The sequence below is a fragment of the Actinoplanes philippinensis genome, assembly GCF_900113015.1.
Taxonomy (GTDB): Bacteria; Actinomycetota; Actinomycetes; order Mycobacteriales; family Micromonosporaceae; genus Actinoplanes; species Actinoplanes philippinensis.
The window spans coordinates 27688-54333 of record NZ_FONV01000005.1 but is presented as its reverse complement, the minus strand read 5'-3'; the positions used below and the strand labels follow the sequence as shown (position 1 = coordinate 54333).

At 70.8% G+C, this 26646-nt stretch carries 26 protein-coding genes; 23 read left to right on the top strand and 3 right to left on the bottom strand.

From position 1 onward, the window contains the following. The first annotated feature begins 740 nt into the window (after positions 1 to 740). The 12 genes from BM290_RS48290 to BM290_RS13665 all read left to right on the top strand — a co-directional run bounded on the left by BM290_RS48290 (position 741) and on the right by BM290_RS13665 (position 11797). Positions 741 to 980 (top strand): hypothetical protein, encoded by a 240-nt coding sequence (locus BM290_RS48290; protein WP_177319698.1) that lies wholly within the window; start codon positions 741 to 743, stop codon positions 978 to 980. A gap of 123 nt (positions 981 to 1103) precedes the next feature. Next, the gene (locus BM290_RS48285; RefSeq protein ID WP_093613862.1) at positions 1104 to 1334 is read left to right on the top strand and encodes a hypothetical protein; all 231 of its coding nucleotides are present in this window, start codon (positions 1104 to 1106) and stop codon (positions 1332 to 1334) included. After that, entirely contained in the window at positions 1331 to 2347 is a 1017-nt protein-coding gene (locus BM290_RS48280) for a hypothetical protein (RefSeq protein WP_093613860.1), read from the top strand. The genes BM290_RS48285 and BM290_RS48280 overlap by 4 nt, the downstream gene beginning before the upstream one ends. Before the next feature lie 79 nt (positions 2348 to 2426). Next, positions 2427 to 2876, top strand: coding sequence for a DUF948 domain-containing protein (locus BM290_RS13705; RefSeq protein ID WP_093613858.1), 450 nt, complete (start codon positions 2427 to 2429; stop codon positions 2874 to 2876). 33 nt (positions 2877 to 2909) lie between these two features. Continuing rightward, positions 2910 to 3200, top strand: coding sequence for a hypothetical protein (locus BM290_RS13700; RefSeq protein WP_093613856.1), 291 nt, complete (start codon positions 2910 to 2912; stop codon positions 3198 to 3200). Beyond that, on the top strand, positions 3197 to 5878 hold the full coding sequence (alaS, locus tag BM290_RS13695) for an alanine--tRNA ligase (RefSeq protein WP_093613854.1): 2682 nt from the start codon (positions 3197 to 3199) through the stop codon (positions 5876 to 5878). Before BM290_RS13700 ends, alaS begins: the two co-directional genes overlap by 4 nt. A gap of 265 nt (positions 5879 to 6143) precedes the next feature. Continuing rightward, complete coding sequence (gene ruvX, locus BM290_RS13690; RefSeq protein WP_373871147.1) at positions 6144 to 6599, top strand: Holliday junction resolvase RuvX; 456 nt, start codon at positions 6144 to 6146, stop codon at positions 6597 to 6599. Between the two features lie 9 nt (positions 6600 to 6608). Next, positions 6609 to 7778, top strand: coding sequence for an endolytic transglycosylase MltG (gene mltG / locus BM290_RS13685; RefSeq protein ID WP_093614697.1), 1170 nt, complete (start codon positions 6609 to 6611; stop codon positions 7776 to 7778). 164 nt (positions 7779 to 7942) lie between these two features. Then, on the top strand, positions 7943 to 9124 hold the full coding sequence (gene mltG, locus BM290_RS13680; protein WP_093613852.1) for an endolytic transglycosylase MltG: 1182 nt from the start codon (positions 7943 to 7945) through the stop codon (positions 9122 to 9124). Between the two features lie 31 nt (positions 9125 to 9155). After that, on the top strand, positions 9156 to 10040 hold the full coding sequence (locus tag BM290_RS13675; protein ID WP_093614695.1) for a shikimate dehydrogenase: 885 nt from the start codon (positions 9156 to 9158) through the stop codon (positions 10038 to 10040). A gap of 78 nt (positions 10041 to 10118) precedes the next feature. Next, positions 10119 to 11297: a chorismate synthase gene (gene aroC, locus BM290_RS13670; RefSeq protein WP_093613850.1), complete on the top strand. Its 1179-nt coding sequence runs from the start codon at positions 10119 to 10121 to the stop codon at positions 11295 to 11297. Beyond that, complete coding sequence (locus BM290_RS13665; RefSeq protein ID WP_093613848.1) at positions 11297 to 11797, top strand: shikimate kinase; 501 nt, start codon at positions 11297 to 11299, stop codon at positions 11795 to 11797. Before aroC ends, BM290_RS13665 begins: the two co-directional genes overlap by 1 nt. Here the strand turns inward: BM290_RS13665 and BM290_RS13660 are convergent. Together BM290_RS13660 and BM290_RS13655 are read right to left on the bottom strand one after the other, a co-directional pair. Then, positions 11794 to 12594 (bottom strand): polysaccharide deacetylase family protein, encoded by an 801-nt coding sequence (locus BM290_RS13660; RefSeq protein ID WP_307837986.1) that lies wholly within the window; start codon positions 12592 to 12594, stop codon positions 11794 to 11796. The genes BM290_RS13665 and BM290_RS13660 overlap by 4 nt on opposite strands. Positions 12595 to 12672: 78 nt before the next feature. Further along, complete coding sequence (locus BM290_RS13655; RefSeq protein ID WP_093613844.1) at positions 12673 to 13395, bottom strand: Clp protease N-terminal domain-containing protein; 723 nt, start codon at positions 13393 to 13395, stop codon at positions 12673 to 12675. A gap of 78 nt (positions 13396 to 13473) precedes the next feature. Here BM290_RS13655 and aroB point away from each other — a divergent pair, with 78 nt between their 5' ends. The 4 genes from aroB to nusB all read left to right on the top strand — a co-directional run bounded on the left by aroB (position 13474) and on the right by nusB (position 16021). Next, positions 13474 to 14538, top strand: coding sequence for a 3-dehydroquinate synthase (aroB, locus tag BM290_RS13650; protein ID WP_093613842.1), 1065 nt, complete (start codon positions 13474 to 13476; stop codon positions 14536 to 14538). Beyond that, the gene (gene aroQ, locus BM290_RS13645; RefSeq protein ID WP_093613840.1) at positions 14535 to 14954 is read left to right on the top strand and encodes a type II 3-dehydroquinate dehydratase; all 420 of its coding nucleotides are present in this window, start codon (positions 14535 to 14537) and stop codon (positions 14952 to 14954) included. The genes aroB and aroQ overlap by 4 nt, the downstream gene beginning before the upstream one ends. A 75-nt stretch (positions 14955 to 15029) precedes the next feature. Next, a complete protein-coding gene (gene efp / locus BM290_RS13640; RefSeq protein WP_093613838.1) occupies positions 15030 to 15587 on the top strand; it encodes an elongation factor P in 558 nt (185 codons plus the stop codon). Then, the gene (nusB, locus tag BM290_RS13635; RefSeq protein WP_093613836.1) at positions 15587 to 16021 is read left to right on the top strand and encodes a transcription antitermination factor NusB; all 435 of its coding nucleotides are present in this window, start codon (positions 15587 to 15589) and stop codon (positions 16019 to 16021) included. Before efp ends, nusB begins: the two co-directional genes overlap by 1 nt. 186 nt (positions 16022 to 16207) lie before the next feature. Here nusB and bldD read toward each other — a convergent pair whose 3' ends face one another. Continuing rightward, a complete protein-coding gene (bldD, locus tag BM290_RS13630) occupies positions 16208 to 16696 on the bottom strand; it encodes a transcriptional regulator BldD (protein ID WP_014446326.1) in 489 nt (162 codons plus the stop codon). A gap of 284 nt (positions 16697 to 16980) precedes the next feature. Between bldD and pyrR the strand changes: the two genes are divergently transcribed. Genes pyrR through BM290_RS13595 form a run of 7 tightly spaced genes read left to right on the top strand, consistent with a single transcriptional unit; the run spans position 16981 to position 26630 of the window. Continuing rightward, the gene (gene pyrR / locus BM290_RS13625; protein WP_373871146.1) at positions 16981 to 17565 is read left to right on the top strand and encodes a bifunctional pyr operon transcriptional regulator/uracil phosphoribosyltransferase PyrR; all 585 of its coding nucleotides are present in this window, start codon (positions 16981 to 16983) and stop codon (positions 17563 to 17565) included. Further along, positions 17562 to 18482 (top strand): aspartate carbamoyltransferase catalytic subunit, encoded by a 921-nt coding sequence (locus BM290_RS13620; RefSeq protein WP_093613832.1) that lies wholly within the window; start codon positions 17562 to 17564, stop codon positions 18480 to 18482. Before pyrR ends, BM290_RS13620 begins: the two co-directional genes overlap by 4 nt. Then, entirely contained in the window at positions 18479 to 19744 is a 1266-nt protein-coding gene (locus tag BM290_RS13615) for a dihydroorotase (protein ID WP_093613830.1), read from the top strand. The genes BM290_RS13620 and BM290_RS13615 overlap by 4 nt, the downstream gene beginning before the upstream one ends. Next, positions 19741 to 20847, top strand: coding sequence for a glutamine-hydrolyzing carbamoyl-phosphate synthase small subunit (gene carA / locus BM290_RS13610; RefSeq protein ID WP_093613828.1), 1107 nt, complete (start codon positions 19741 to 19743; stop codon positions 20845 to 20847). Before BM290_RS13615 ends, carA begins: the two co-directional genes overlap by 4 nt. Before the next feature lie 5 nt (positions 20848 to 20852). Continuing rightward, positions 20853 to 24167 (top strand): carbamoyl-phosphate synthase large subunit, encoded by a 3315-nt coding sequence (gene carB, locus BM290_RS13605; RefSeq protein WP_093613826.1) that lies wholly within the window; start codon positions 20853 to 20855, stop codon positions 24165 to 24167. A gap of 46 nt (positions 24168 to 24213) precedes the next feature. Beyond that, positions 24214 to 25242, top strand: a complete 1029-nt coding sequence (locus tag BM290_RS13600; RefSeq protein ID WP_093613824.1) for a quinone-dependent dihydroorotate dehydrogenase — start codon at positions 24214 to 24216, stop codon at positions 25240 to 25242. Continuing rightward, on the top strand, positions 25239 to 26630 hold the full coding sequence (locus BM290_RS13595; protein WP_093613822.1) for an adenosylmethionine--8-amino-7-oxononanoate transaminase: 1392 nt from the start codon (positions 25239 to 25241) through the stop codon (positions 26628 to 26630). Before BM290_RS13600 ends, BM290_RS13595 begins: the two co-directional genes overlap by 4 nt. Positions 26631 to 26646: the final 16 nt, after the last annotated feature.

The following is a 26646-nucleotide window of genomic DNA, read 5'->3' as shown; positions in this document are numbered from 1 at the left end:
CGCCGTGCCCGAGCAGGCAGGACCCGGCCGCCGAGCCGCCCGCGCCGACGCGCCGGGCGGCCCCGGATCTCCGGGCGTCCAGACCGAGCCGGAGGAGCACACCGGCCGGCACAGCGGTCTCCGCCAGGACAACACCGGCCCTGTCCGGGCCGGCGCCCCGGCGCTCCCGCCGGGCGCGGGCCCTGCACCGGGACCGGGCGCCGCACCCGGCCGTGCCGCGGTCGGCCCGCCCGGACCGGGTGACGGACCTCCCCGAGGCGGAGCACGCGTACCCGGCCAGGGCCCGGCCCGAGCCCCGGGCCCGGCCCGAGGTGGCGCCGCGGTGCCCGGAAGGCCCCCGACCGGCCCGGACGGCATGCCCGCGGCCGCGATGGGTGCCGCCGGCGCGGTCGCGCCAGGTCGTGGCCGTCCCGGACCGGGCGGAGCACCGGGCCGTGGCCCGGCGGACTCCGACGGCGGCCCGACCGGCCTGCCACCCCGCGGCATGGGCGGCCCGGACGGCCCCCGGCCGGGCCGAGGCGAACCCGACGCGGGACGACCCGGTGGCGGCCCGGTGGGGCAGCCGGGTCGTGGTCCGGACGGCGGTCCCGGACGAGCGATGGGAACCGCCGGTCGTGGCGGCCCGGACGGTGACCAGGCCACAGCCATGGGCGCCGCGCCCGGCGGCCCGGACGGGGAGCCTTCGGGCCTGCCCGGCCGCGGCCCGTCGCGAGCCGTCGGCGGAGCTTCCGTGCCCGGTCGTGGGCCCGGCCCCGACGTTCCCGCACGAGCGCCGGGCGGCGCTGCCGGTGGCGGCCCGGACGGCTCCGATGGCCCGTCCCGGGCGCTGGGTGGCCCTGCCGGTCGCGGTGCGGATGGGTTCGACGGCCCGCCGCGCGTGTCAGGCGGCGCGTCCGTACCCGGCCGTGGACCGGCGGGCGCCGACGGGTCTTCCCGGGCCATGGGCGGTGCGTCTGTTCCCGGTCGTGGGCTCGATGTAGCCGATGGTCCGTCTCGGGCTGTGGGTGGTGCGTCTGTTCCGGGTCGTGGGCCGGATGGTGCTGACGGGCCGTCTCGGGCTATGGGCGGTGCGTCTGTTCCCGGTCGTGGACTCGATGTAGCCGATGGTCCGTCTCGGGCTGTGGGTGGTGCGTCTGTTCCGGGTCGTGGGCCGGATGGTGCTGACGGGCCGTCTCGGGCCATGGGTGGTGCGTCTGTTCCCGGTCGCGGGTCCGATGGGCCGGGCGGGCGTGGTGGCCGTGGGCCCGGTGACGGCATGGGACCCGGCGGCCAGGGCGCTGCTCGTGGTGGCGCTTCTGTGCCGGGTCGCGGTGGCCCCGACGGTGGGCCGGTGACCGGCGCCGTGGGTGCGGCGTCCGTCGGTGCGGCATCGGTGGGCGCCGCGTCGGTGGGCTCGGCCGCGCCCGGCCGGGCGTCGGTGGGCCGCGACCCGGGGACGACCGGAGGCCCCGCGGCGGGCACGGCGAGTGTCGGCGCCGCGAGTGTCGGCACGGCCGGGACCGCTGCGGCGGGGACCGGGGCTGCCGGATCCGGACGGGCCGGTGCGGGCGCCGGTGCCGGGGGCGCGAGCGGCCGTGTGGTGGCCGGTGCGAAAGCGAGCGCTCCGGGCGTACCCACTGATGATGGTCTTGGGGAATCGGGCCCGGCGGCCGGGGACGAGCCGGAGGGTGGCCTTCGTGGGGCGAGCGCCGAGCTTCGGCACAAGCTGCGCACGCAGCGGCGGCTGCGTCTGGTCACGCTGATGTCGCTGGCCGCGCTGGTGCTGCTGGTTCTGCCGGCGTTCTTCGTGGTGCGGTCGATGTCGGAGGATCCGGTGCTGGCGTCGCTGGACGCGTTGCCGGTTCCGGAGTGGGCGTCGAAGAACGACAAGGATTTCGAGACCGGCAACAGCCTGTGTCTGGGGGTCTGCGAGTTCCGGGAGCGGGTGTCCGAGTCGGATCAGCCGTTCGCGGAGACGACGAAGGTCTACACGAAGGCGCTGGCCGAGGCGGGGTGGACCGAGCGCAAGGTCAAGGGCTGCCCGGAGGCGCCGGTGCGTGCCGAGGAGGGCACCTACACCTGCTGGCAGCGCGACGAGTTGACCCTGGACCTCTCGGTGAGCCTGCCGGGCTGCGCTGTCGATCAGGTGTCGGCGGAGGGCAATCCCCAGGCGGGCGTGGCCGCGGAGCCGATCGATCCGGCCTCGTGTGTGGGATCGACGGTGAGCATCAAGGTGTGGAACGCGATCGAGGACGAACGCGGCAAGGAGGACCCGGCGCCGGGCCCGCAGGGGGTGCAGCCGGATCAGGTTCTGCCCACCGACGATTCCATCTTCCAGCAGACGAGTCCGACACCCGAGGCGTCGTGACGCGTGCGGTGGTCACGGACGGTAGGGTCTGTTGGTCGACCCGCCGAACCGTGACCACCCGAAGAGGAGAAAGCGCCACATGGATGCCGGAGAAATCGCAGGTCTGATCGCGGCGGGCGCCTTTCTGATGCTCGTTCTCGTGCTGGCCGTGCCGATCCTCAAGCTGGGGCGCACGATCGACGCCACGACCAATGCGATCAACGACACCGTGGACCGGACCGGTCCGCTGCTGTCGAACGTGAACACCACGGTGGAGAACGTGAACGTCGCGCTCGGCCAGGTTCAGGTCTCTTTGGACGGCGTCAACGTGCAGCTCGCGAAGGTCGACACGATGACCGAGCACGCGCAGAACGTGTCCGCGAACATCGCGAACCTGGTGACCGTGGTGTCCGCGGCCGCCGCGAACCCCCTGGTCAAGGTGGCGTCGTTCGGTTACGGCCTGCGTAAGGCCGCGAATGCGCGCCGGTCGGCCGAGGAGGAGCGCGAGGTTCGCGCCGCGATCAAGCAGCGCCGTAAGGCCGCCCGCTGAGCCTGGTTCCGCGAGAGAGGTATCACAGTCGTCATGAAGCGCCTGCTGTGGCTCGGCGTCGGCTTGGCCGTCGGCGCCCTCGTCGTCCGCAAGCTGAATCAGAAGGCCAACGAGTTCACCCCGACGGGCATCGCCACGTCCCTGTCGGAATCCGCTGGCGGCCTCGTCGAGTCGCTGCGTAGCTTCGTGGAGGACGTCCGCGAGGGGATGGCCGAGCGGGAGCAGCAGATCCACGAGGCGTTCGCCGCGGGTGAGCTGTATGAGGACAAATTCGCCGAGTTGCGTGACGACGCGCAGCCCGGCTCGCAGGAGGGAAATCGATGAAGACGGCAGAGGTCAAGCGGCGCTTCCTGGCGCATTTCGAGGCGAACGGGCACACGGTGGTCCCGAGTGCCCCGCTGCCGGCTATCGACGACCCGAACCTGCTGTTCATCAACGCCGGCATGGTGCAGTTCGTCCCGTTCTTCCTGGGCCAGCAGACCCCGTCGTATTCGCGCGCCGCGAGCGTGCAGAAGTGCATCCGGACGCCGGACATCGACGAGGTCGGCAAGACCAGCCGGCACGGCACGTTCTTCCAGATGAACGGCAACTTCTCGTTCGGCGACTACTTCAAGGCGGGCGCGATCCCGCTGGCGTGGGAGCTGTCCACCAAGCCGGTCGAGCAGGGTGGTTTCGGCCTGGACCCGGAGAGGATCTGGGCGACCGTCTACCTCGACGACGACGAGGCGATCGAGATCTGGAAGCAGACCGGCCTGCCTGCGGAGCGGATCGTGCGCCGCGGCAACAAGGACAACTTCTGGTCGATGGGCATCCCCGGCCCGGCGGGCCCCTGCTCCGAGCTGTATTACGACCGCGGTCCGGCGTACGGCAAGGAGGGCGGCCCGGAGGTCGACGAGGACCGGTACCTGGAGTTCTGGAACCTGGTCTTCATGCAGCACGAGATCACCGACGTGCGCTCGAAGGAGCAGTTCACGATCGTCGGTGACCTGCCCAAGAAGAACATCGACACCGGCATGGGCCTGGAGCGCATCGCGTCGATCCTGCAGGGCGTCGACAACCTGTACGAGATCGACGAGGTCCGCCCGATCCTGTCCCGTGCCGCGGAGATGACCGGCAAGGAGTACGGCAAGCGCTCCGGTCACGCCGCGTCCGAGAGCCACCCGGACGACGTGCGCCTGCGGGTGATCGCGGACCACGTGCGTACCGCGCTGATGCTGATCGGCGACGGCATCGTCCCGTCCAACGAGGGCCGTGGCTACGTGCTGCGCCGCATCATGCGCCGGGCGATCCGGGCGATCCGCCTGCTCGGCTGGCAGGAGCCGGCGCTGCCGATCCTGCTGCCGATCGCCCGGGACTGCATGTCCCCGTCGTACCCGGAGCTGGAGAAGGAGTTCGGCCGGATCTCCACGTACGCGTACGCGGAGGAGGACGCGTTCCTGTCCACGCTGAAGGCGGGCACCACGATCCTGGACACGGCGATCGCCGAGACCCGGGCGTCGAAGCAGACCCAGCTGTCCGGCTCGCAGGCGTTCAAGCTGCACGACACGTACGGCTTCCCGATCGACCTGACCCTGGAGATCGCGCAGGAGCAGGGCCTGCAGGTCGACCAGGAGGGCTTCCGCCGGCTGATGGCGGAGCAGAAGGCGGCGGCGAAGGCGGACGCGGCGGCGCGCAAGACCGGTCACGCGGACCTGTCGGCGTACCGTTCGGCGCTGGACGCGGGCGGCCCGGTCGAGTTCACCGGTTACCAGGAGATCACCCGGGAGTCGCGGGTCCGCGCGCTGATCGGTGACTCCGGGCGGATCGAGGTGGCCGGTGAGGGCGAGTTCGTCGAGCTGGTCCTGGACACCACCCCGTTCTACGCGGAGGGCGGTGGCCAGCAGGCCGACACCGGTGTGATCAACGTCGGCGGCGGCCGGCTGGAGATCGTCGACGTGCAGCAGCCGCTGCCGGGCCTGATCGTGCACAAGGCGCGGGTGGTCCGTGGCGAGGTGCGCGCGGGGGAGACCGGTCTGGCCGAGATCGATGTGAACCGGCGCAAGGCGATCTCCCGTTCGCACACCGCGACGCACCTGGTGCACCAGACGATGCGTAACTTCCTCGGCGAGTCGGCGACCCAGGCGGGCTCGCTGAACGCGCCGGGCCGGCTACGGTTCGACTTCCACACGCCGGGCGCGGTGAACCCGTCGGTGCTGTTCGACGTCGAGCAGCAGATCAACGAGGTGCTGCTGCGCGACCTCGAGGTGAACGCGTTCGTCACCTCGCAGGAGGAGGCGCGGCGGCTCGGCGCGATGGCGCTGTTCGGCGAGAAGTACGGCGACGAGGTCCGCGTGGTCGAGGTCGGTGACTACGCCCGTGAGCTGTGCGGTGGCACGCATGTGGCGCGGTCCGGCCAGCTGGGCCTGGTGAAGATCCTCAACGAGTCGTCGATCGGCTCCGGCGTACGCCGCGTGGAGGCTCTGGTCGGTCTGGACGCGTTCAGCTTCCTGGCGAAGGAGCACCTGCTGGTGTCGCGCCTGGCGGACCTGTTCCGGGTGCCGGGCGAGCAGGTCGCCGACCGGGTCGAGCAGACCGTCACGGCGCTGCGCGACGCGGAGAAGGAGCTGGAGAAGCTGCGGGCGCAGATGGTCCTCGGTGGGGCGGCCGCGCTGGCCGGCCAGGCGAAGGACGTGCGCGGGGTGGCGTATGTCGGGACCGAGGCGCCGGAGGGCGCGGCCGGCAACGACGTGCGGACGCTGGCGCAGGAGATCCGCGGCAAGATCGACGCGGCGCGGCCCGCGGTGGTCGCGGTGACCGCCCGGTCCAACGCCAAGGCGTCGCTGATCGTTGCGATCAACGGCGCGGCGAAGAGTCGTGGCATCTCGGCGCAGGACCTGGTGAAGGCGGCGCTGTCCGGCCGGGGCGGCGGCAACGCCGACCTGGCGCAGGGTGGCGGCGTCCCGGCGGAGGAGGCGCCGCGCCTGCTCGCGGCGATCGAGCAGGCGGTCGCCGACAAGGCCTGATTCCCAGCTGGTGAGAGCGCTCCGGAGCAACTCCGGAGCGCTCTTGTCGTTACGGCGGGTGATTGGTGTCTGCTGTTTGGGTACTCCGTTTCTTAGCGGATCTTTAGGCCTTGCCCCGGGTGGCGGCGCTGCGGCCAGCGAGGGGGCTAAGCTCTTGGTCGCGATCGGTGACGATCATCAAAGGGATCGTGCACAGGTCTTCGCATCAGTGCGTAATCGGGGACGGGAGATGCGGGTTGCTGCGGTGCAGGGTGGGAGCGTGATCATGCGCTTCACTCGGGGTGTCCGCCTGGGTGTGGACGTGGGTCAGGTGCGGGTCGGTGTCGCCAAGTGCGACCCGGACGGGATCCTGGCCAGCCCGGTGGTGACCGTGCCCCGTGACCGGGAGGCCGGCGACGACGGCACGCCGAAGGACATGGCGGAGCTGGCCCGGCTGGTGGCCGAGCACGAGGTGACCGAGGTGGTGGTCGGGCTTCCGGTGGCGCTCAACGGGCGCGAGGGGGTGGCGGCCGGCCACGTCCGCGCGTATGCGGAGCGGCTGAGCGCGGTGCTCGCGCCGGTGCCGGTGGTGCTGACCGACGAGCGGATGTCGACGGTGGTGGCCAGCCGGCGGTTGTCCGAGCGTGGGGTGAAGGGCAAGCGCCAGCGCGCGGTGGTGGATCAGGCGGCGGCCGTGGAGATCCTGCAGGGCTGGCTGAACGCGCAGCGGAGGCAGACTTAATTGGACGAGATGGAACTCAGGTTCGAGGGCAACCCCGACCCCGGGCGGTGGCGTCACCGCCGTAAGGAGGGGAAGGGCCGCTCCGTCGTCGCGTTCGTGATCGTCCTGCTGCTGCTCGGCGGGCTCGGCGCCGGCGGGTGGTACGGCTACGACCGTTTCGCCGGCCGGTTCCTGGCCGCCGACTACGACGGCCCCGGCAGCGGCGAGGTGATCGTCGAGGTCAAGAAGGGTGACAGCGCCTCCACGATCGCCGAGACGCTGCACGGCGCGGGCGTGGTCAAGAGCACCCGGGCGTTCGTCAACGCGGCCAACGAGAACCCGAAGAGCACCGGCATCCAGGTCGGGCAGTACAAGCTGCGCAAGGAGATGAAGGCCAGCGAGGCGGTGGTGGCGCTGCTGGACCTGAAGAACAAGCACGTCGAGGGCGCGTTCACCATCCCCGAGGGCTGGACCCACATGCAGGTCTTCGACGCGCTGTCCAAAGAGACGGGCATCCCGGTGGCGGAGTTCGACAAGGCCGCCGAGAACGTGCAGGCGCTCGGTGTCCCGGCCCTGTGGTTCAAGCGCACCGACGGCAAGAAGGTCAACAAGAAGGACATCGAGGGCTTCCTCTACCCGGCCACCTACGAGCTGCCGAAGGACGCCACCGCCGAGCAGATCCTGAAAATGATGATCAAGAACTTCAACGCCGAGATGGACAAGCTCGACTTCGTCGAGACGGTGCAGAGCGAACTCAACATCTCGCCGTACGAGGCTCTGGTCGCCGCCTCGATCGCCCAGGTCGAGGCCCGTCTGGACGTGGACATGGGGCCGGTGGCCCGGGTGCTCTACAACCGGGCGTACACCGGGAACTTCCCCTGCACCTGCCTGCAGCTCGACAGCACGGTCAACTACTGGCTTCGCCTGATCGGCAAGGACGCCAAGGCCTCGGAGAAGCTCCTCGCCTCCGAGTTGCACGATCCGAAGAACCCGTACAACTATGACGTCAAGGGCATGGCGATCGGGCCGATCAGCAACCCCGGTGAGGTCGCGCTCAAGGGTGCGATGAATCCGCCGAAGAGCAACTACTACTTCTTCGTGACGATCGACGACAAGGGCACGACGGCGTACGGCGTGACCAACGACGACCACGAGAAGAACAAACTGATCGCGTGCAAGAACGGCATCCCGATCTGCTGACCCTCTGACGGGTGCTGTGGCCGGCCGGGGTTGCCCGCCCGGCCACAGCGCGTTAGGCAGGAACCCAGGGGTGGGCGCGAAGGCATCGATGTGGGTATGGTGCGCGTCAGTGCTGGTCGTGTTCTGACCGGAGTCGGCCGGACGGGCAGCGGAGGCAGACGGAGATGATCGACGAACTGGATGTGGCGTTCGAAGAGGACGCCGAGTCGAGTGGTTCAGGGCGAAGCGGCCGGGCCAAGCGAGGCCGGGGCCGGTCGGCCATCGCGCTGACCATGACCCTGCTGCTGTTCGCGGTGCTGGGTGGTGGCGTCTACTTCGGCTACACCAAGGTCGCGAGTTTCTTCGTCGCCGCCGACTACGAGGGCTCCGGCACCACCCCGGTCGAGGTCACGATCCGCAAGAACCTGTCGCTCACCGAGATCGGCAACGAGCTGGTCGAGGCCGATGTGGTGAAGAGCACAAAGGCGTTCACCGAGGCCGCCGACGCCGAGCCGAAGAGCAAGAACATCCAGGCCGGCACCTACGTGCTGCGTAAGCAGATGGCCGCCAAGCAGGCACTCGCGCAGCTCCTCGACCCGAACACGCGGCTCAGCAAGGGCGTGACGGTCCCCGAGGGCAAGACCGCGAAGCAGACCTACGAGCTGCTCTCCAAGGGCACCGGCATCCCGGTGAAGGACTTCGAGGAGGCGGCGAAGGACCCGGTGGCGCTCGGCGTGCCGGACTGGTGGTTCAACCGCGGTGACGGCAAGCAGCCGGCCAAGAGCATCGAGGGCTTCCTCTTCCCGGACACCTACGAGTTCGACACCAAGGTGACCGCCCAGCAAGCGCTGCGGACCATGGTGGAGCACTTCCTCACCGTCACCGGCGACATGAGCTTCGCCGACGAGGTGCAGAAGAACCGGAAGGTGTCGCCGTACGAGGCGTTGATCGTGGCGTCACTGGCCCAGGCCGAGGCCGGTATTCCCGCCGACTACCCGAAGGTGGCCCGGGTCGCCTACAACCGGGCGTACGTCAAGGACATGCCCCTGCAGTTCGACGTGACCACGAACTACTGGCTCCAGCTCAACGGCAAGGATCCCAAGCACTCCGGCCAGCTCCTGCAGAAGGAGATGGACGACCCGAAGAACCCGTACAACACCGAGATCGTGAAGGGCCTGCCGGTCGGGCCGATCAACAACCCCGGCAAGGCGGCGCTGATCGGGTCGCTGAAGCCGGCCAACGGGCCGTGGCTGTTCTTCGTGGCGATCGACAAGAGCGGCCGGTCCGCCTTCGCCGTCACTGACGCCGAGCACCAGAAGAACGTGCAGAAGGCCTGCGCCAACGGTATCGACCTCTGCGGGAAATGAGCCGGTTCCCCGGCCCCGTAAAGTGGGCCGGGTGCAGAGCAAAGACGAGACCCCGTCCAGCGGCCGGAAGGCCGCCGTGTGCGGTAAGCCGATCGCACACTCGCTCTCCCCGGTGATCCACAATGCCGGGTTCGCCGCCGCCGGGCTGTCCGGCTGGACGTATGAGGCGATCGAATGCGCCGAGTCCGAGCTGCCCGATCTGGTGGCCGGGCTGGGCCCGGAGTGGGCCGGGCTGTCACTGACCATGCCGCTCAAGGAGGCCGCGCTGCGGCTGGCCACCTCGGCGTCACCGGTCGCCATCGCGGCCGGTGTGGCCAACACGCTGGTCCGGCAGCCGGACGGCGGCTGGCACGCCGACAACACCGACGTCCCGGGCATGGTGCACGTGCTGCGGGAGGCCGGTCTCGGCCTGAGCCGCGGCCGGCACGCGGTCAAGGAGGCGCCCCCGCGGATCACCGTGCTCGGCGGCGGCGGCACCGCCCGTGCCGCGCTCGCCGCCGCGGCCGAGCTGGGCGCCGAGACGGTCACCGTGGTCACCCGCCGGCCGGAGTCCCGTGACGAGCTGGCCCCGGTGGCGGTGGCTCTCGGCCTCACCGTCGACGGTGTGGCCTGGGCCGACGCGGAGGGCGCGTTCGACGCCGACGCGGTGCTGTCGACAGTTCCCAAGGGGGCCGCCGACGAGCTGGCCGAGCGGGTCACCTGGCGCCCCGGGAGCGTGTATTTCGACGCCCTCTACGACCCGTGGCCCACTCCGCTCGCCGCGTCCGCGACCAAGCACGACATCCCCGTGGTCTCCGGGCTCGATCTGCTGCTGGCCCAGGCGCTCAGCCAGTTCGAGCAGTTCACCGGGCTGGCGGAGGCGCCGCAGGAGGCGATGCGCAGGGCGCTCGGCGAGGCGGTCGCGGCCCGTGGGTGACAGCGGGCCGGGTGTCCGCAGGGCGGGATGCGGCCGGGCACCCGCTGTCGCCTACGGGCGTCGTGCCAGACTGTTGCGGTGTTGCGCTGGCTGACTGCAGGTGAATCGCACGGACCGGCGCTCGTCGCGCTGCTCGAGGGTGTCCCCGCCGGGATCGAGGTGACGAGCGCTGACATCACCCGTGATCTGGTGCGCCGCCGCCTGGGTTACGGTCGCGGCGCCCGGATGAAGTTCGAGCAGGACGAGCTGGAGCTCATCGGCGGCATCCGGCACGGGGTGACCCAGGGCTCGCCGGTCGCGATCCGGGTCGGCAACACCGAGTGGCCCAAGTGGGAGACGGTCATGGCGGCCGACCCGGTCGACCCGGAGGTGCTGGCCTCGCAGTCGCGTAACGCGGCGCTGACCCGCCCGCGTCCCGGTCACGCCGACCTGGCCGGTATGCAGAAGTACGGGCACACCGACGCCCGTCCGATCCTGGAGCGCGCCAGCGCCCGGGAGACCGCGGCCCGTGTCGCCGTCGGCGTCGTCGCCAAGAAGCTGATCAAGCAGGCGCTCGGCATCGACATCGTCTCGCACGTCATCGAGCTGGGCTCGGTCGCCGCCAAGCCGGGTCTGATCCCGACGCCGGACGACTTCGACCGGATCGACGAGGACCCGCTGCGCTGCCTCGACCCCGAGGCCAGCGCCCGCATGGTGGCCGAGGTCGACGCCGCCAAGCAGGACGCGGACACGCTCGGCGGCATCGTCGAGGTGCTCGCCTACAACGTGCCGCCGGGTCTCGGCTCGCACGTCCAGTGGGACCGCAAGCTCGACGCCCGCCTGGCCACCGCGCTGATGTCGATCCAGTCGGTCAAGGGTGTGGAGATCGGCGACGGGTTCACCCAGGCTCGTTCGCGCGGCTCGGTCGCCCACGACGAGATCGTCCCGACGCCCGAGGGTGTCAAGCGGGTGACCGACCGGGCCGGCGGCCTGGAGGGTGGCATCACCAACGGCGAGCCGCTGCGGGTGCGTGCCGCGCTCAAGCCGATCTCGTCGCTGAACCGGGCGCTGCAGACCGTCGACATCGTCACCGGCGAGCCGGCCACCGCGATCAACCAGCGGTCCGACGTCTGCGCGGTCCCGGCCGGCGCGGTCGTCGCCGAGGCGATGGTCGCCCTGGTGCTGGCCGAGGCGGCGACGGAGAAATTCGGCGGTGACTCGGTCGCCGAGATCCGCCGTAACCTCCGGTCGTACCTCGACAATCTGATCATCCACTGATGGCGCCGGTCGCGGTCCTCGTCGGTGTGATGGGCGCCGGCAAGACCACCATCGGCCGGGCCGTCGCCGCCGAGCTGGGCGTGCCCTTCGGCGACACCGACGCGATCATCGAGGAGCGGGCCGGCAAGCCGATCCCGGAGATCTTCGTCGACGACGGCGAGGCCGCGTTCCGCGCCCTCGAACGCGAGGTCGTGGCGGAGTCCCTGGAGACGTTCGGCGGCGTTCTCGCCCTCGGCGGCGGAGCGATCCTCGACGAGGGTACGCGTAAGCTGCTCGCTGCCCACACGGTCGTCTACCTGTCCGTGGAGCTGGCCGACGCGGTCAAACGGGTCGGGCTGGGTGCGGGCCGTCCCCTGCTGGCGATCAACCCGCGCGCCACCCTGAAATACCTGCTCGACCAGCGCCGCCCGCTCTACCTGGAGGTGGCCACGTACACCGTGACCACCGACGGCCGCGACGAGGCCGGCATCACCGCCGAGGTCGTCGCCGCCCTGCGCTAGGCGGCCGGGGTCTTCTTCTCCAGGGCGAGCAGCTCCGGGACGGTGACGAAGCGGAAGCCCCGCGCCTTGAGGCCGGCGAACATGGCGGGCAGGCCGCGCAGCGACACCAGCCGGTTCGGTTTGCCGGTGTCATGGGCCAGCACGATGGAGCCGGGGCGCACGTTGTCGACGATGTCGCGGACCTGCCCGTCCGGGTTCTTCTCGAAGTACAGCTCCCGCATCAGGTGCGACCAGAGCACGATGTCGTAGCCCATGAGGTCAGCGGCCAGCACGGTCGAGCCGCCGAGATGCCCGTAGGGCGGCCGCATCAGCGTCGGTGTCCGGCCGAACACCTTCTTGATCATCTCGTGGGTGCGGGTCAGCTCGCTCATCACGCCCGCCCGGTCCAGGGTGGCGAGGTCGTCGTGGGACCACGAGTGGTTGCCGATCTCGTGGCGGGACATCCGGTCGCGTACCAGATCGGCGTTGGCCTCCAGGTTGCGCCCGACCATGAAGAACGTGGCCGGAATCGCTGCGGCGTCGAGGGCGTCGAGCGCCATCGGCGTCCAGTCCGGGGCCGGCCCGTCGTCGAACGTGAACGCCACCACCGGCTCGGTGGTCTCCACGTAGTAGTGCACCGACAGCCCGGGGTTACGCATGTCGGCGGGCGCGTCCGCGGCCGCCGCGTAGCCACCGCTGAGCGGCGGCCGGTCCCAGCCGAACAGCCGCGGCAGCCCGATCGCGCCGCCCGCCCCGACGGCGACCCCTCCGGTGGCGAGGAGCGCACGCCGCATGACCGTCCGCCGATCGATACCCATTGCCATGCTCCCCCCGTTGCGGTCAGCGAGAGTATCGGAAGGCCGCAACGGGAATCTCAGCGGTTCGGGTGATGCCGTTCAGACGCCGGGATCGGGCAGGCGGCCCTCCAGGGCCTCGATGCGGCGTACGAGCGGAGCCAGCTCGGCGCGGACGGCGTTGAGCAGGGCGGGGGGCGCGGTCTGGTCGGGGCTGGTGGCGCGCAGGTGGGCGTATCCGGCGATGGCGGCGGCGACGGTGCGGCGGGCGGCCTTGCCGTCGACGGCCCGGGAGCGGAGCAGCTCGCCGGCGGCGCCGTCGGGCTCGGCGGCGAGGCCGATCAGCAGGTGCTCGCAGCCGACGTAGTTGTGGCCGAAGCCGATCGCCTCGCCGACGCTGAGCTCCAGGGCGACGGCGGCCGGGCCGCTGAACCGCAGCGCGCCGGGGGTGGCGGGCGGCTCCGGGGTGTCGGGGGCGGTCAGCGAGCCGGGGGCGACGTCCATCGCGGTGAGGATCTGCAGGGCCAGGTTGTTGCCCTCGGCGAGCACGCCGTGCAGCAGGTGGCCGGTGGTGACCGCGGCGGCGCCGGTCTCCCGGGCCCGGGCGGTGGCCAGGTTGAGGACGCCGACCAGGCGGGCGGTGAAGCTGGGCAGGCGCTCGGCGAGCCAGGCCGGGTCGATGTCGGTGAGGACCGCCTGGCGGATCGTGGTGATGCGGCGGACCGCCTGCTCCAGGGCGCGCTGGCAGATCGGCGAGACGGGCAGGCCGGTTTCGCGGACCGCTTCGGCGAGGTCGTCGGGAAGGTACACGTTGATTTTCGGCATGCCTCATGTGTAACCCGCTTGGGGTCATCTGTATATAACCCCATGAGGGCTCGCGGCGGTACGCATAGGGTGTAGCCCGTGGTGACGCGGATTCCGGTGACGGGCGACCGTCCATATGACGTGGTCGTCGGCCGAGGGCTGGCGGACGAGCTGCCCGCGATGATCGAGGGCGCGGCCCGGGTGGCGGTGCTGCACCCGCCCGCGCTCGGTGAGCGCGCCGAGGCCGTCGCCAAGTCGGCCGGGGCCGTGACCGTGGTGCCGATCGAGGTGCCGGACGCCGAGCGGGGCAAGTCCATCGAGGTCGCCGCCCGCTGCTGGGACGCGCTGGGGGCCGCGGGCTTCACCCGTACCGACGTGGTGGTGGGTGTCGGGGGTGGCGCGACCACCGACCTGGCCGGCTATGTCGCGGCGGCCTGGCTCCGCGGGGTCCGCTGGGTGCCGGTCGCCACCTCGGTGGCGGGCATGGTCGACGCCGCCGTCGGCGGCAAGACGGCCGTCAACATCGCCGCCGGCAAGAACCTGGTCGGCGCCTTCCATCCGCCGGCCGGGGTGATCTGCGATCTGGACGCGCTGGACACCCTGCCCGCCGAGGACATCGCGGCCGGCCTGGCCGAGGTGGTCAAGGGCGGGTTCATCGCCGACCCGCGGATCCTGGAGCTGGTCGAGGCCGATCCGGCCGCCGCTCTCGACCCGCGCGGTGACGTGCTGCGCGAGCTGATCGAGCGCAAGATCCGGGTGAAGGCCGACGTGGTCGGGGTGGACCTCAAGGAGTCCGGGCTGCGCGAGATCCTCAACTACGGGCACACGCTCGGTCACGCGATCGAGCGCCGCGAGAATTACACGTGGAAGCACGGGCACGCGATCGCGGTGGGGCTGGTCTTCGCGGCCGAGCTGGGCCGGCTCACCGGCCGGCTGGACGACGCGACGGCCGGCCGGCACCGGGCGATCCTGGAGTCGCTGGGACTGCCCACGGCGTACCCCGCCGAGGCCTGGAGCGACCTGCTGCCCGCCATGCGCGTCGACAAGAAGGCGCGGGCCGCCACCCTGCGGTTCGTGGTTCTGGACGGCCTGGCGAAACCGGGCATCCTGGCCGGGCCGGACGAGGAGCTGCTGCGCCGGGCGTACGCGGCGGTGGCCCGATGATCTATGTGCTGAACGGGCCGAACCTGGGCCGGCTGGGCCTGCGCGAGCCCGGGGTGTACGGGTCGTCGACCTATCAGGACCTGGTCGAGATGTGCCAGACCGTCGCCGACGACCTGGGCCTGACCGTCGAGGTGAAACAGACGGACGCCGAGCACCAGATGCTGGAGTGGCTCTACCGGGCCGCCGACGAGGGCGCCGACGTGGTGCTCAACCCGGGCGCCTGGACGCACTACAACTACGCGGTGCGGGACGCCTGCGCGATGCTGCGCGGCAAGCTGGTCGAGGTGCACATCTCCAACGTCCACGCCCGGGAGGAGTTCCGGCACCGGTCGGTCATCTCGGCGGTCGCCACCGGGGTCATCGCGGGGCTGGGTTTCGACGGATATCGCCTGGCCCTGGAGCACATCGCCCGGTAGGCCCGATTCGCTCCGGCCACGTTGACGCCGGTAGAGTGGTTCGGTCACCGAATCGTACAAAGATCAAGGCAGGAAATGGCTTCCACCAACGACCTGAAGAACGGCCTGGTGCTCAACCTCGACAAGGAGCTGTGGAGCGTTGTCGAGTTCCAGCACGTCAAGCCGGGTAAGGGTCCGGCCTTCGTGCGGACCACGCTGAAGCATGTGCTGTCCGGCAAGGTGGTGGACAAGACCTTCAACGCGGGCACCAAGGTCGAGACCGCGACCGTGGACAAGCGCACCATGCAGTACCTGTACCAGGACGGTGAGGACTTCGTCTTCATGGACCTGGACACCTACGACCAGATCCACGTCCCCGGCGCCACGGTCGGTGACAACGCCAACTACCTGCTCGCCGAGGCCGAGGCCACCGTCGCGCTGCACGAGGGCGTGCCGCTCTACATCGAGCTGCCGACCAGCGTGTTCCTCGAGGTCACCTACACCGAGCCGGGCCTGCAGGGCGACCGCTCGACCGGTGGCACCAAGCCGGCGACCGTCGAGACCGGCGCCACGGTTCAGGTTCCGCTCTTCATCACCACCGGTGAGAAGATCAAGGTCGACACCCGCGACGGCCGCTACCTCGGCCGCAGCTGATGGCTGAAGGTCCCAAGAAGGAGCGGCTCGCGCGTCGCAAGGCACGCAAGCGTGCGCTGGACGTCCTCTTCGAGGCAGACCTGCGTGACCTGCCGCCGAGCCAGGTGCTCCTGACGTACCTGGACCGGATCGCGAAGCCACACCCCGAGCACCTCGAGTATTCGAAGACGCTCATCGAGGGTGTGGCCAAGCACCTCGACCGGATCGACGAGCTGATCGCCAGTTACGCCGAGGGCTGGACGATCGACCGGATGCCCACGGTCGACCGCAACCTGGCCCGGATCGCGGTCTACGAGCTGCTCTTCGAGCCGGAGGTGGACGATCCGGTGGCGATCACCGAGGCGGTCGAGCTGGCCAGGGAGATGTCGACCGACGACAGCCCCCGCTTCCTCAACGGGTTGCTGGACCGGATCGCGGCCTTCGCCACCCGCTGAGCGCGTCACGGAACGGCCCGGATCCTCGGATGCGGGCCGTTTTCTCATGCCCGGGTGTACGAGCGGAGCCGTCGCCGTGGTTCAACCGGCGGCGGAAAGGCGAAAGCCCGCGTCGGGCGGACGCGGGCTTCACGGGGGGCGCTACAGGGTGTTGCTGATTTTGTTCAGTTCCGCCGGCTCAACGGTTCAGCTGGCGAAGAACGCGCGCGGGTCCGCCACCAGGACACCCTGCTCGGTCAGGCGCTCGATGAGGCCGGACGGCGAGATGTCGTAGACGATGGCGAGGGCGCGCAGGTCGTCGGCGCGGATGGACAGCACCCGGCCGTTGTAGTCGCCACGCTGCTGCTGGATCGCCCGCGCGTACCGCGCCACGTAGGCGAGGTCCTCACCCGTGGTGTCGTACAGCTTCTCGAGGTCGAGGACGATCTTGTTGGTGGCCTCGAGCCGGATGCCACTGCCATCGGGCAGCAGCTCGGAGACGGGCACACGGTAGAAGTCGGCCAGTTCGGCCAGACGTGACACGGTGACGGCTCGGTCGCCCCGCTCGTAGGAGCCGACCACGACCGCCTTCCAGCGGCCGTTGGACTTCTCCTCGACACCCTGCAGGGACAGACCCTGCTGCTGACGGATGGAGCGCAGGCGGGCGCCCAGCGACTTCGCGTACTCAGACGGCATACGGACACTCCCGGTACTGTGCTGGCCCGGAGGGTTCTTTCCTCACGGATCGCTACGCTGCGTGACGGTACGGAGTTTGCGACCGCCGGTCAAGTGTTGGTTACCGATGAGTCGCGCGGGCCGCACCAAAGTAACCGGCTGTATCCCTAGTCGAGGTGATTTGTCCGCTCTGCTCCAGTCAGGCACGTCACCATGGCCAACGGCGCGTGCACTGGTAACGTTGCGTCAGCCATCGGGCCCGTGTTCATCAGGGTCCGTACCGACGTCCTTTAACGACCCGTCCCGTGAGGCGGGGAAGGAGGTCCGCCGTGGCACAACCACGCGCAGACGCACCTAGCAAGATCATTTTGGCGGAGTCCGACCTGCACCGGGTCGTCGACCGGATCGCCCATCAGATTCTCGAGAAGACCTCCGGCGCCACCGGGACCGTGCTGCTCGGCATCCCGACCCGGGGCGTCCCGCTGGCCCACCGCCTCGCCGCCCGGATTCACGCCTTCGAGGGCGTCGAGGTCCCCGTCGGCTCGCTCGACATCACGCTCTACCGCGACGACCTGCGCCTCAAGGCCACCCGCGCGCTCGGCCGCACCGAGCTGCCGCCCGGTGGGATCGACGGGCTGCGGGTCATCCTCGTCGACGACGTGCTCTTCTCCGGCCGCTCGGTGCGCGCCGCGCTCGACGCGCTCAACGACGTCGGCCGGCCCAGCTCGGTGCAGCTCGCGGTCCTGGTCGATCGCGGTCACCGGCAGTTGCCGATCCGCGCCGACTACGTGGGCAAGAACATCCCGACCGCGCTCAGCGAGAGCGTCAAGGTGACCCTCACCGAGACCGACGGCGCCGACGAGGTCAAGCTGCTCGGAGGCCTCTCGTGATCAAGCACCTGCGCTCCGCCGCCGACCTGGACGCGCCCACCGCCACGCTGATCCTGGACACCGCCGCCGAGATGGCCGCGCTCTCCGGCCGTGAGGTGAAGAAACTGCCCGCGCTGCGCGGCCGCACCGTGGTCAACCTGTTCTACGAGGACTCGACGCGGACCCGGATCTCCTTCGAGGCGGCGGCCAAGCGGCTCTCCGCCGACGTCATCAACTTCTCCGCCAAGGGCTCCAGCGTGTCCAAGGGCGAGAGCCTCAAGGACACCGCGCTGACCCTGCAGGCGATGGGGGCCGACGCCGTGGTGATCCGCCACTCGGCCAGCGGCGCCCCGCACCGGCTGGCCAACTGGGTGGACGGGTCGGTGGTCAACGCCGGCGACGGCACCCACGAGCACCCGACCCAGGCGCTGCTCGACGCGTACACGATGAGGTCCCGCCTCGGCCGTCTCGACGGCCTGAAGGTGGCGATCGTGGGCGACGTGCTGCACAGCCGGGTCGCCCGGTCGAACGTGCTGCTGCTCACCACGCTCGGCGCGCAGGTCACCCTGGTCGGCCCGCCCACGCTCATCCCGCTCGACGTCGCCGCCGCGCTTGCCGAGAAGACGCAGGTCTCCTACGACCTGGACGCGGTGCTGCCGGACAGCGACGTGGTGATGATGCTGCGGGTGCAGACCGAGCGGATGCAGGATTCGTATTTCCCCTCGGCGCGCGAGTACAGCCGCCGTTACGGGCTCGACGTGGCCCGGATGAAGAAGCTGCCGGAGCACGCGATCGTCATGCACCCCGGCCCGATGAACCGCGGGATGGAGATCGCGCCCGAGGTGGCCGACTCGCCCCGCTCCACGATCGTCGAACAGGTCGCCAACGGCGTCAGCGTCCGGATGGCCGTCCTCTACCTGCTCCTGGGAGGCAAGTGATGGCGTACCTGATCAAGGGCGTCTCGATTCTCGGCGCTGCGCCGGCGGATCTTTTCCTTAAAGATGGCGTCATTTCCGACAAAGCGGATAAAGACGCCGAGATCATCGACGGTACGGGACTGGTGGCGCTGCCCGGCCTCGTCGACGTGCACACCCACCTGCGTGAGCCCGGCCGGGAGGACGCCGAGACCGTCGAGACCGGCTCCCGTGCCGCGGCCCTCGGTGGCTACACGGCGGTCTGCGCGATGGCGAACACCTCGCCGGTCGCCGACACCGCCGGCGTGGTCGAGCAGGTGTGGCGCCTGGGCCGGGAGGCCGGGCTGGTCGACGTGCAGCCGATCGGCGCGGTCACGGTCGGCCTGGCCGGCAAGCAGATGGCCGAGCTCGGCGCGATGGCCACCTCGGCGGCGAACGTGCGGATCTTCTCCGACGACGGCTTCTGTGTCGCCGACCCGAAACTGATGCGCCGCGCCCTGGAGTACGTGAAGGCGTTCGACGGGGTCATCGCCCAGCACGCCGAGGAGCACCGCCTCACCGAGGGCGCGCAGATGCACGAGGGCGAGGTCAGCACCCGGCTCGGGCTGACCGGCTGGCCCGCGGTCGCCGAGGAGGCGATCATCGCCCGCGACGTGCTGCTGGCCGAGCACGTCGGCAGCCGCCTGCACGTCTGCCACGTCTCCACGGCCGGCTCGGTCGAGGTGCTGCGGCAGGCCAAGGCCCGCGGCGTCCGCGTGACCGCCGAGGTCACCCCGCACCACCTGCTGCTCACCGACGAGCTGGCGGCCGGCTACGACCCGGTCTACAAGGTCAACCCCCCTCTGCGTACGCGCCGTGACGTCGACGCCCTGCGCCAGGCCCTGCTGGACGGGGTGATCGACGTGGTCGCCACCGATCACGCCCCGCACGCCGTGCAGGACAAGGAATGCGAGTGGTCGCACGCCCGGCCCGGCATGCTCGGCCTGGAGACGGCGCTGCCGATCGTGCTGAGCATCTTCGGCCCGCAGTGGGAGCTGATCGCCGACCGGATGTCGCGGGCCCCGGCCCGGATCGCCGGTCTGGCCGGGCACGGCGGCGACCTGACCGCCGGCTCCCCGGCCAACCTGACGCTGGTGGACCCGTCCGCGCGCCGGGTCGTCGACCCGTCGGAGCTGGCGAGCCGCAGCCGCAACACGCCGTACGCGGGTATGACCCTGCCCGGTCGCATCGTGGCGACCTTCCTGCGGGGCGAGGCGACGGTTCTGGACGGGAAGGCAGTCAAATGAGCAAGGCGATCCTCGTGCTCGAGGACGGGCGCACGTTCCACGGATTCTCGTACGGCGCGGTCGGCGAGACGTTCGGCGAGGCGGTGTTCACCACCGGCATGACCGGCTACCAGGAGGTCCTGACCGACCCGTCGTTCCACCGGCAGGTCGTGGTGCAGACCGCCCCGCAGATCGGCAACACCGGCGTCAACGACGAGGACGACGAGTCGGACCGCATCTGGGTGTCCGGCTACGTGGTCCGCGACCCGGCCCGCCGCCCGTCCAACTGGCGCTCCACCGGTGACCTCGGCGACCGGCTCAAGGCCGAGGGCGTCGTCGGCATCAGCGGCGTCGACACCCGCGCGCTCACCCGCCACCTGCGCGAGCGCGGCGCCATGCGGGTCGGCATCTCCTCGGTCGATCTCGACGTGCGCGCCCTGCAGCAGCGGGTCCTGGCCCAGCCGCAGATGCTCGGCGCCGACCTGTCGGCCCAGGTCACCACCCCCGAGCGCTACACCGTCCAGGCCGAGGGCGAGCACCGCTACACGGTGGCCGCGCTCGACCTCGGCATCAAGCGCAACGTCTCGCGCCGGCTGGCCGGGCGGGGCGTCACCACACACGTCTTCCCGGCCTCCTCGTCGATCGAGGACCTGCTCGCGGTCGGCCCGGACGCGGTGTTCTTCTCGCCCGGCCCCGGCGACCCGGCCACCGCCGACGGCCCGGTCGCGCTCGCCCGCGAGGTGATGCGCCGGCGGGTGCCGCTCTTCGGCATCTGCTTCGGCAGCCAGATCCTGGGCCGCGCGCTCGGCTTCGGGACCTACAAGCTGGGGTACGGCCACCGCGGCATCAACCAGCCGGTGCTCGACAGGACCACCGGCAAGGTCGAGGTGACCAGCCACAACCACGGGTTCGCCGTGGACGCACCCGTAGGCGAGCGCATCGACACCGAGTTCGGTGGTGTCGAGGTCTCGCACGTCTGCCTGAACGACAACGTGGTCGAGGGCCTGCGGGGCCTGGAGGTCCCGGCTTTCACCGTCCAGTACCACCCCGAGGCCGCTGCCGGCCCGCACGACGCCGACTACCTGTTCGACCGGTTCGTCGAGCTCGTGGAAAAGAAGGGCTGACCCACATGCCGAAACGTGAGGATCTCAAGCACGTCATGGTGATCGGGTCCGGCCCGATCGTCATCGGCCAGGCCTGCGAGTTCGACTACTCCGGCACCCAGGCGTGCCAGGTGCTGCGCGCCGAGGGCATCCGCGTCTCGCTGGTCAACTCCAACCCGGCCACGATCATGACCGACCCGGAGTTCGCCGACGCCACCTACGTCGAGCCGATCACCCCCGAGTTCGTCGAGCTGGTCATCGCCAAGGAGCGCCCGGACGCGATCCTGCCGACCCTGGGCGGCCAGACCGCGCTGAACACCGCGATCGCCCTGCACGAGAGCGGCGTGCTGGACAAGTACGGCGTCGAGCTGATCGGCGCGAACGTCGACGCCATCCGCAAGGGCGAGGACCGGCAGCTCTTCAAGGACATCGTGGCGCTCGCGGGTGGCGAGACGCCGCGCTCCAGGGTCTGTCATTCCATGGAGGAGGTACGGGCCACCGTCGCCGAGATCGGCCTGCCGGTCGTCATCCGGCCGTCGTTCACCATGGGCGGCCTGGGCTCGGGCATGGCCCACACCAGCGACGACCTGGAGCAGATCGCCGGCGCCGGCCTGGCCGCCTCGCCGGTGCACGAGGTGCTCATCGAGGAGAGCGTGCTCGGCTGGAAGGAGTACGAGCTCGAGCTGATGCGCGACAAGCACGACAACGTCGTGGTGGTCTGCTCGATCGAGAACGTCGACCCGATGGGCGTGCACACCGGTGACAGCGTGACCGTGGCCCCGGCCATGACGCTCACCGACCGTGAGTACCAGAAGCTGCGTGACCTGGGCATCGCCGTGCTCCGTGAGGTCGGCGTGGACACCGGCGGCTGCAACATCCAGTTCGCGATCAACCCGGACGACGGCCGGATGATCGTGATCGAGATGAACCCGCGGGTGTCCCGCTCGTCGGCGCTCGCGTCGAAGGCGACCGGCTTCCCGATCGCCAAGATCGCCGCGAAGCTGGCCATCGGCTACACGCTCGACGAGATCCCCAACGACATCACGCTCAAGACGCCGGCCGCCTTCGAGCCGGCTCTCGACTACGTGGTCGTGAAGATCCCGCGCTTCGCGTTCGAGAAGTTCCCGGGCGCCGACAAGGAGCTCACCACCACGATGAAGTCGGTGGGTGAGGCGATGAGCCTGGGCCGCAACTTCGCCGAGGCGCTCAACAAGGCCATGCGCTCGATGGAGACCAAGGCCGCCGGGTTCTGGACGGCGCCGACCTTCACGAGCGTGGACGAGGCGCTGGAGGCGCTGAAGGTCCCGCACGACGGCCGGCTCTACACGGTCGAGGCGGCGCTGCGGCTGGGCGCCACCGTCGAGCAGGTGCATGCCGCGTCCGGCCGGATCGACCCCTGGTTCCTCGACGAGATCCAGGCCCTGGTCGACCTGCGCGCCGAGATCCTGGCCGCCCCGTTCCTCGACGAGGAGCTGCTGCGCCGGGCCAAGCGGTCCGGGCTCTCCGACCGTCAGCTGGCGGTCCTGCGGCCCGAGCTGGCCGGCGAGGACGGGGTCCGCTCGCTGCGGCACCGGCTCGGCGTCCGCCCGGTCTACAAGACCGTCGACACGTGCGCGGCCGAGTTCCAGGCGAACACGCCGTACCACTACTCGTCCTACGACGAGGAGACCGAGGTGGTGCCGAGCGACCGGCCCAAGGTGATCATCCTGGGCTCCGGGCCGAACCGGATCGGGCAGGGCATCGAGTTCGACTACTCGTGCGTGCACGCCGTACAGGCGCTGCGGGGTGTCGACTTCGAAACGGTCATGGTCAACTGCAACCCGGAGACCGTGTCGACCGACTACGACACCGCCGACCGGCTCTACTTCGAGCCGCTCACCTTCGAGGACGTGCTCGAGGTCTTCCACGCCGAGGACAGCTCCGGCAAGGCGGCCGGTGGGCCCGGCGTGATCGGCGTGATCGTGCAGCTCGGCGGGCAGACCCCGCTCGGCCTGGCGAACCGGCTGAAGGCGGCCGGCATCCCGATCGTCGGCACCACGCCCGAGTCGATCGACCTGGCCGAGGACCGTGGGCTGTTCGGCGCGCTGCTCGCCGAGAACGGGCTGCGCTCGCCCGACCACGGCACCGCCACCAGCTTCAGCGAGGCCAAGGCGATCGCCGACACGATCGGCTACCCGGTCCTGGTGCGCCCCTCCTACGTGCTCGGCGGCCGGGGCATGGAGATCGTCTACGACGAGCCGACCCTGAAGGGCTACATCGAGCGGGCCACCGAGATCTCGCCGGACCACCCGGTGCTGGTCGACCGGTTCCTCGACGACGCCGTGGAGATCGACGTGGACGCGCTCTGCGACGCCACCGGCGAGGTCTACCTGGGTGGCGTCATGGAGCACATCGAGGAGGCCGGCATCCACTCCGGCGACTCGGCCTGCTCCCTGCCGCCGATCACGCTGGCCGCCTCGCACATCGCCGAGGTCCGCCGCTACACCGAGGCGCTGGCCCGGGGCATCGGCGTGCGCGGCCTGATGAACGTGCAGTACGCGCTCAAGGACGAGACCCTCTACGTGCTGGAGGCGAACCCGCGAGCCTCGCGGACCGTGCCGTTCGTCTCCAAGGCGACGGCGGTGCCGCTGGCCAAGGCGGCCGCCCGGATCATGCTCGGCGCCACCATCGCCGACCTGCGCGCCGAGGGCATGCTGCTGCCCGAGGGCGACGGCGGGACCGTGCCGGCGAACGCGCCGATCGCGATCAAGGAGGCGGTGCTGCCGTTCAAGCGGTTCCGCACGCTGGCCGGGCAGAACGTGGACAGCCTGCTCAGCCCCGAGATGAAGTCGACCGGCGAGGTGATGGGCATCGACGCCGGTTTCGGCCAGGCGTTCGCCAAGTCGCAGGCCGCCGCCTACGGCTCGCTGCCGACCGGGGGCAAGGTCTTCGTCTCGGTCGCCAACCGGGACAAGCGCTCGATGATCTTCCCGGTGAAGCGGCTCGCCGACCTGGGCTTCACCATCGTCACCACCACCGGGACCGGCGAGGTGCTGCGACGGTACGGCATCGACTGCGAGATCGTGCCGAAGCACTACGAGAAGCCGGGGGAGCGCAACGCCGTCGAGCTGATCCTGGCCGGTGAGATCTCGCTGATCATCAACACTCCGCAGGGCTCCGGCGCCAGTGCCCGCCTCGACGGGTACGAGATCCGCAGCGCCGCCGTCACCGCCGACGTCCCGAGCATCACCACGGTGCCGGGCGCCGCGGCCGCCGTGATGGGCATCGAGGCCCTCCGTGCCGGCGACATGTCGGTCCGGCCGCTCCAGGAGCTGCACAAGCTGCTGCGAGGCTCGGAATGACCGGCCGCACCGGACCCGATCGGCAGCACGTGACCAGGAGGTCCCGGTGAGCCTGTTCACCAGCGTCGCCCGGCCGGCTCTGTTCCGGCTGGGCGGCGGGGACGCCGAGCACGCCCACGAGTGGACGCTGGAGCGGCTCGCGAAGCTGCCCGCCCCGGCGCTGGCCGCGATGCGCCGCTGGTACGGCTTCTCCGCTCCGGTGGAGGTCTTCGGCGTCCGCTTCCCGAACCGGGTCGGCCTGGCCGCCGGCGTCGACAAGAACGGGATCGCGCTGCCCGCATGGCCGGCGCTCGGCTTCGGGTTCGTCGAGGTCGGCACGGTCACCGCGAAACCGCAGCCGGGCAACGACAAGCCGCGCCTGTTCCGGGCCAAGGCCAGCGAGGGCATCGTCAACCGGATGGGCTTCAACAACGCCGGCGCGGCCGCCCTGGCCGACCGCCTGGCCGAGCTGGGCCCGCTCGACGTGCCGCTGGGAGTCTCGCTCGGCAAGTCGAAGGTGACGCCGCTGGAGGACGCCGTCGAGGACTACCTCACGTCGTACCGGCTGTTGCACCCGTACGCCGACTACATCGCCGTCAACGTGTCCTCCCCGAACACCCCGGGCCTGCGCACCCTGCAGGACAAGGACGCGATCGCGGCGCTGCTCAAGGCGCTGGCCGGGCCGGTGCCGGTGCTCGTCAAGATCGCGCCGGACCTGACCCGGCCGGCCATCGCCGAGCTGCTGGACGTCTGCCTGGACCACGGTGCGGCCGGGATCATCGCGACCAACACGACGCTGTCCCGCGACGGGCTCGCCGCGGCCGACCGGCACCTGGCGAGCGAGGCGGGCGGGCTCTCCGGGGCGCCGCTGACCGCCCGGGCCCGCGAGGTGGTCCGGTTCGTGCACACCGAGAGCGGCGGCCGGCTGCCGATCATCGGGGTGGGCGGGATCATGTCGGCCGACGACGCGTCCCGGATGTTCGACGCCGGCGCCGCTCTGGTGCAGCTCTACTCCGGGTTCATCTACAAGGGCCCGGACCTGGTTCTGGAGGTCGCCCGCGGCGCCCGCCCGTCACGGGCGGCCGCGGCCCGATGAGCGCGGCCGAGCGCGACCGCGTTGCGCTCGGCCCGTCCTCCGTCGCCGCGGGGCCGGCACCGGCTTCCGCGGGGGCGGGGACCGGCTCGGCGCCGGGTCTCCCGGGACCGGACGGCGACGGCGGCGCTGCGGCGCTGCTGGCGCTCGACCGGGCGCACGTCTGGCATCCGTACGGCCCGATGCCCGGCCGCACCGATCCCTACCTGGTGGAGAGCGCCGCGGGGGTGCGGCTGCGCCTGGCCGACGGCCGGGAACTGGTCGACGGCATGTCGTCCTGGTGGGCGGCGATCCACGGATACCGGCACCCGGTCCTGGACGCGGCGCTGGCCGAGCAGGCCGGCCGGATGAGCCATGTGATGTTCGGCGGGCTCACTCACGAGCCGGCGATCCGCCTGGCCACCGAGCTGGTGGAGATCACCCCCGCCGGGCTGGAGCACGTCTTCCTCTGCGACTCCGGCTCGGTCGGTGTCGAGGTGGCGATCAAGATGGCGTTGCAGGCGCAGCGGGCGCTCGGGCGGCCCGGCCGGAGACGTCTGGCGACCTGGCGTGGCGGATATCACGGTGACACGTTTCACCCGATGAGCGTCTGCGACCCGGTCGGCGGCATGCACTCGCTGTGGACCGGGGTGCTCCCGGTCCAGGTCTTCGCGGACGCGCCGCCCGCGGAATGGGACGAAGATTACGCCGCCCGGCTCACCGACACGATCGAGCGTCACGCGGACGAGATCGCCGCGGTGATCGTCGAACCGGTCGTGCAGGGCGCGGGCGGGATGCGGTTCCACCATCCGGGATATCTGCGGGTGCTCCGCGAGGTGACGGCCGCGCACGGGATCTTCCTGATCTTCGACGAGATCGCGACCGGGTTCGGCCGGACGGGCCGGTTCTTCGGCGCCGACCACGCCGGGGTGAGCCCGGACATCCTGTGCCTGGGCAAGGCCCTGACCGGCGGATATCTGACCCTGGCGGCGACCCTGTGCACGCGGGCGGTGGCCGAGGCGATCTCCTCGGGGGAGGGGGGCGGGCTGGCGCACGGCCCGACGTTCATGGGAAACCCGCTGGCCTGTTCGGTCGCCCTGGCCTCTCTCGGCCTCTTGCGTGGGGGTGGGTGGGCGTCGGCCGTACCGAAGATCGAATCCGGACTGGAACGCGGTCTGGAACCGCTTCGCGACGCGCCGGGGGTCGCTGACGTGCGGGTCCTCGGCGCCATCGGTGTCGTCCAGATGGACCGGCCGGTGGACATGGCCAAGGCGACCGCCGCGGCGGTCGCCGAGGGCGTCTGGCTGCGGCCGTTCCGGGACCTGATCTACACCATGCCGCCGTACGTCACCGACGACGCCGACGTGGCTCGCATTACCGCCGCAATCGCCGCCGCGGTGGCGGCCACCTGACACGGGAGAGTGAGAA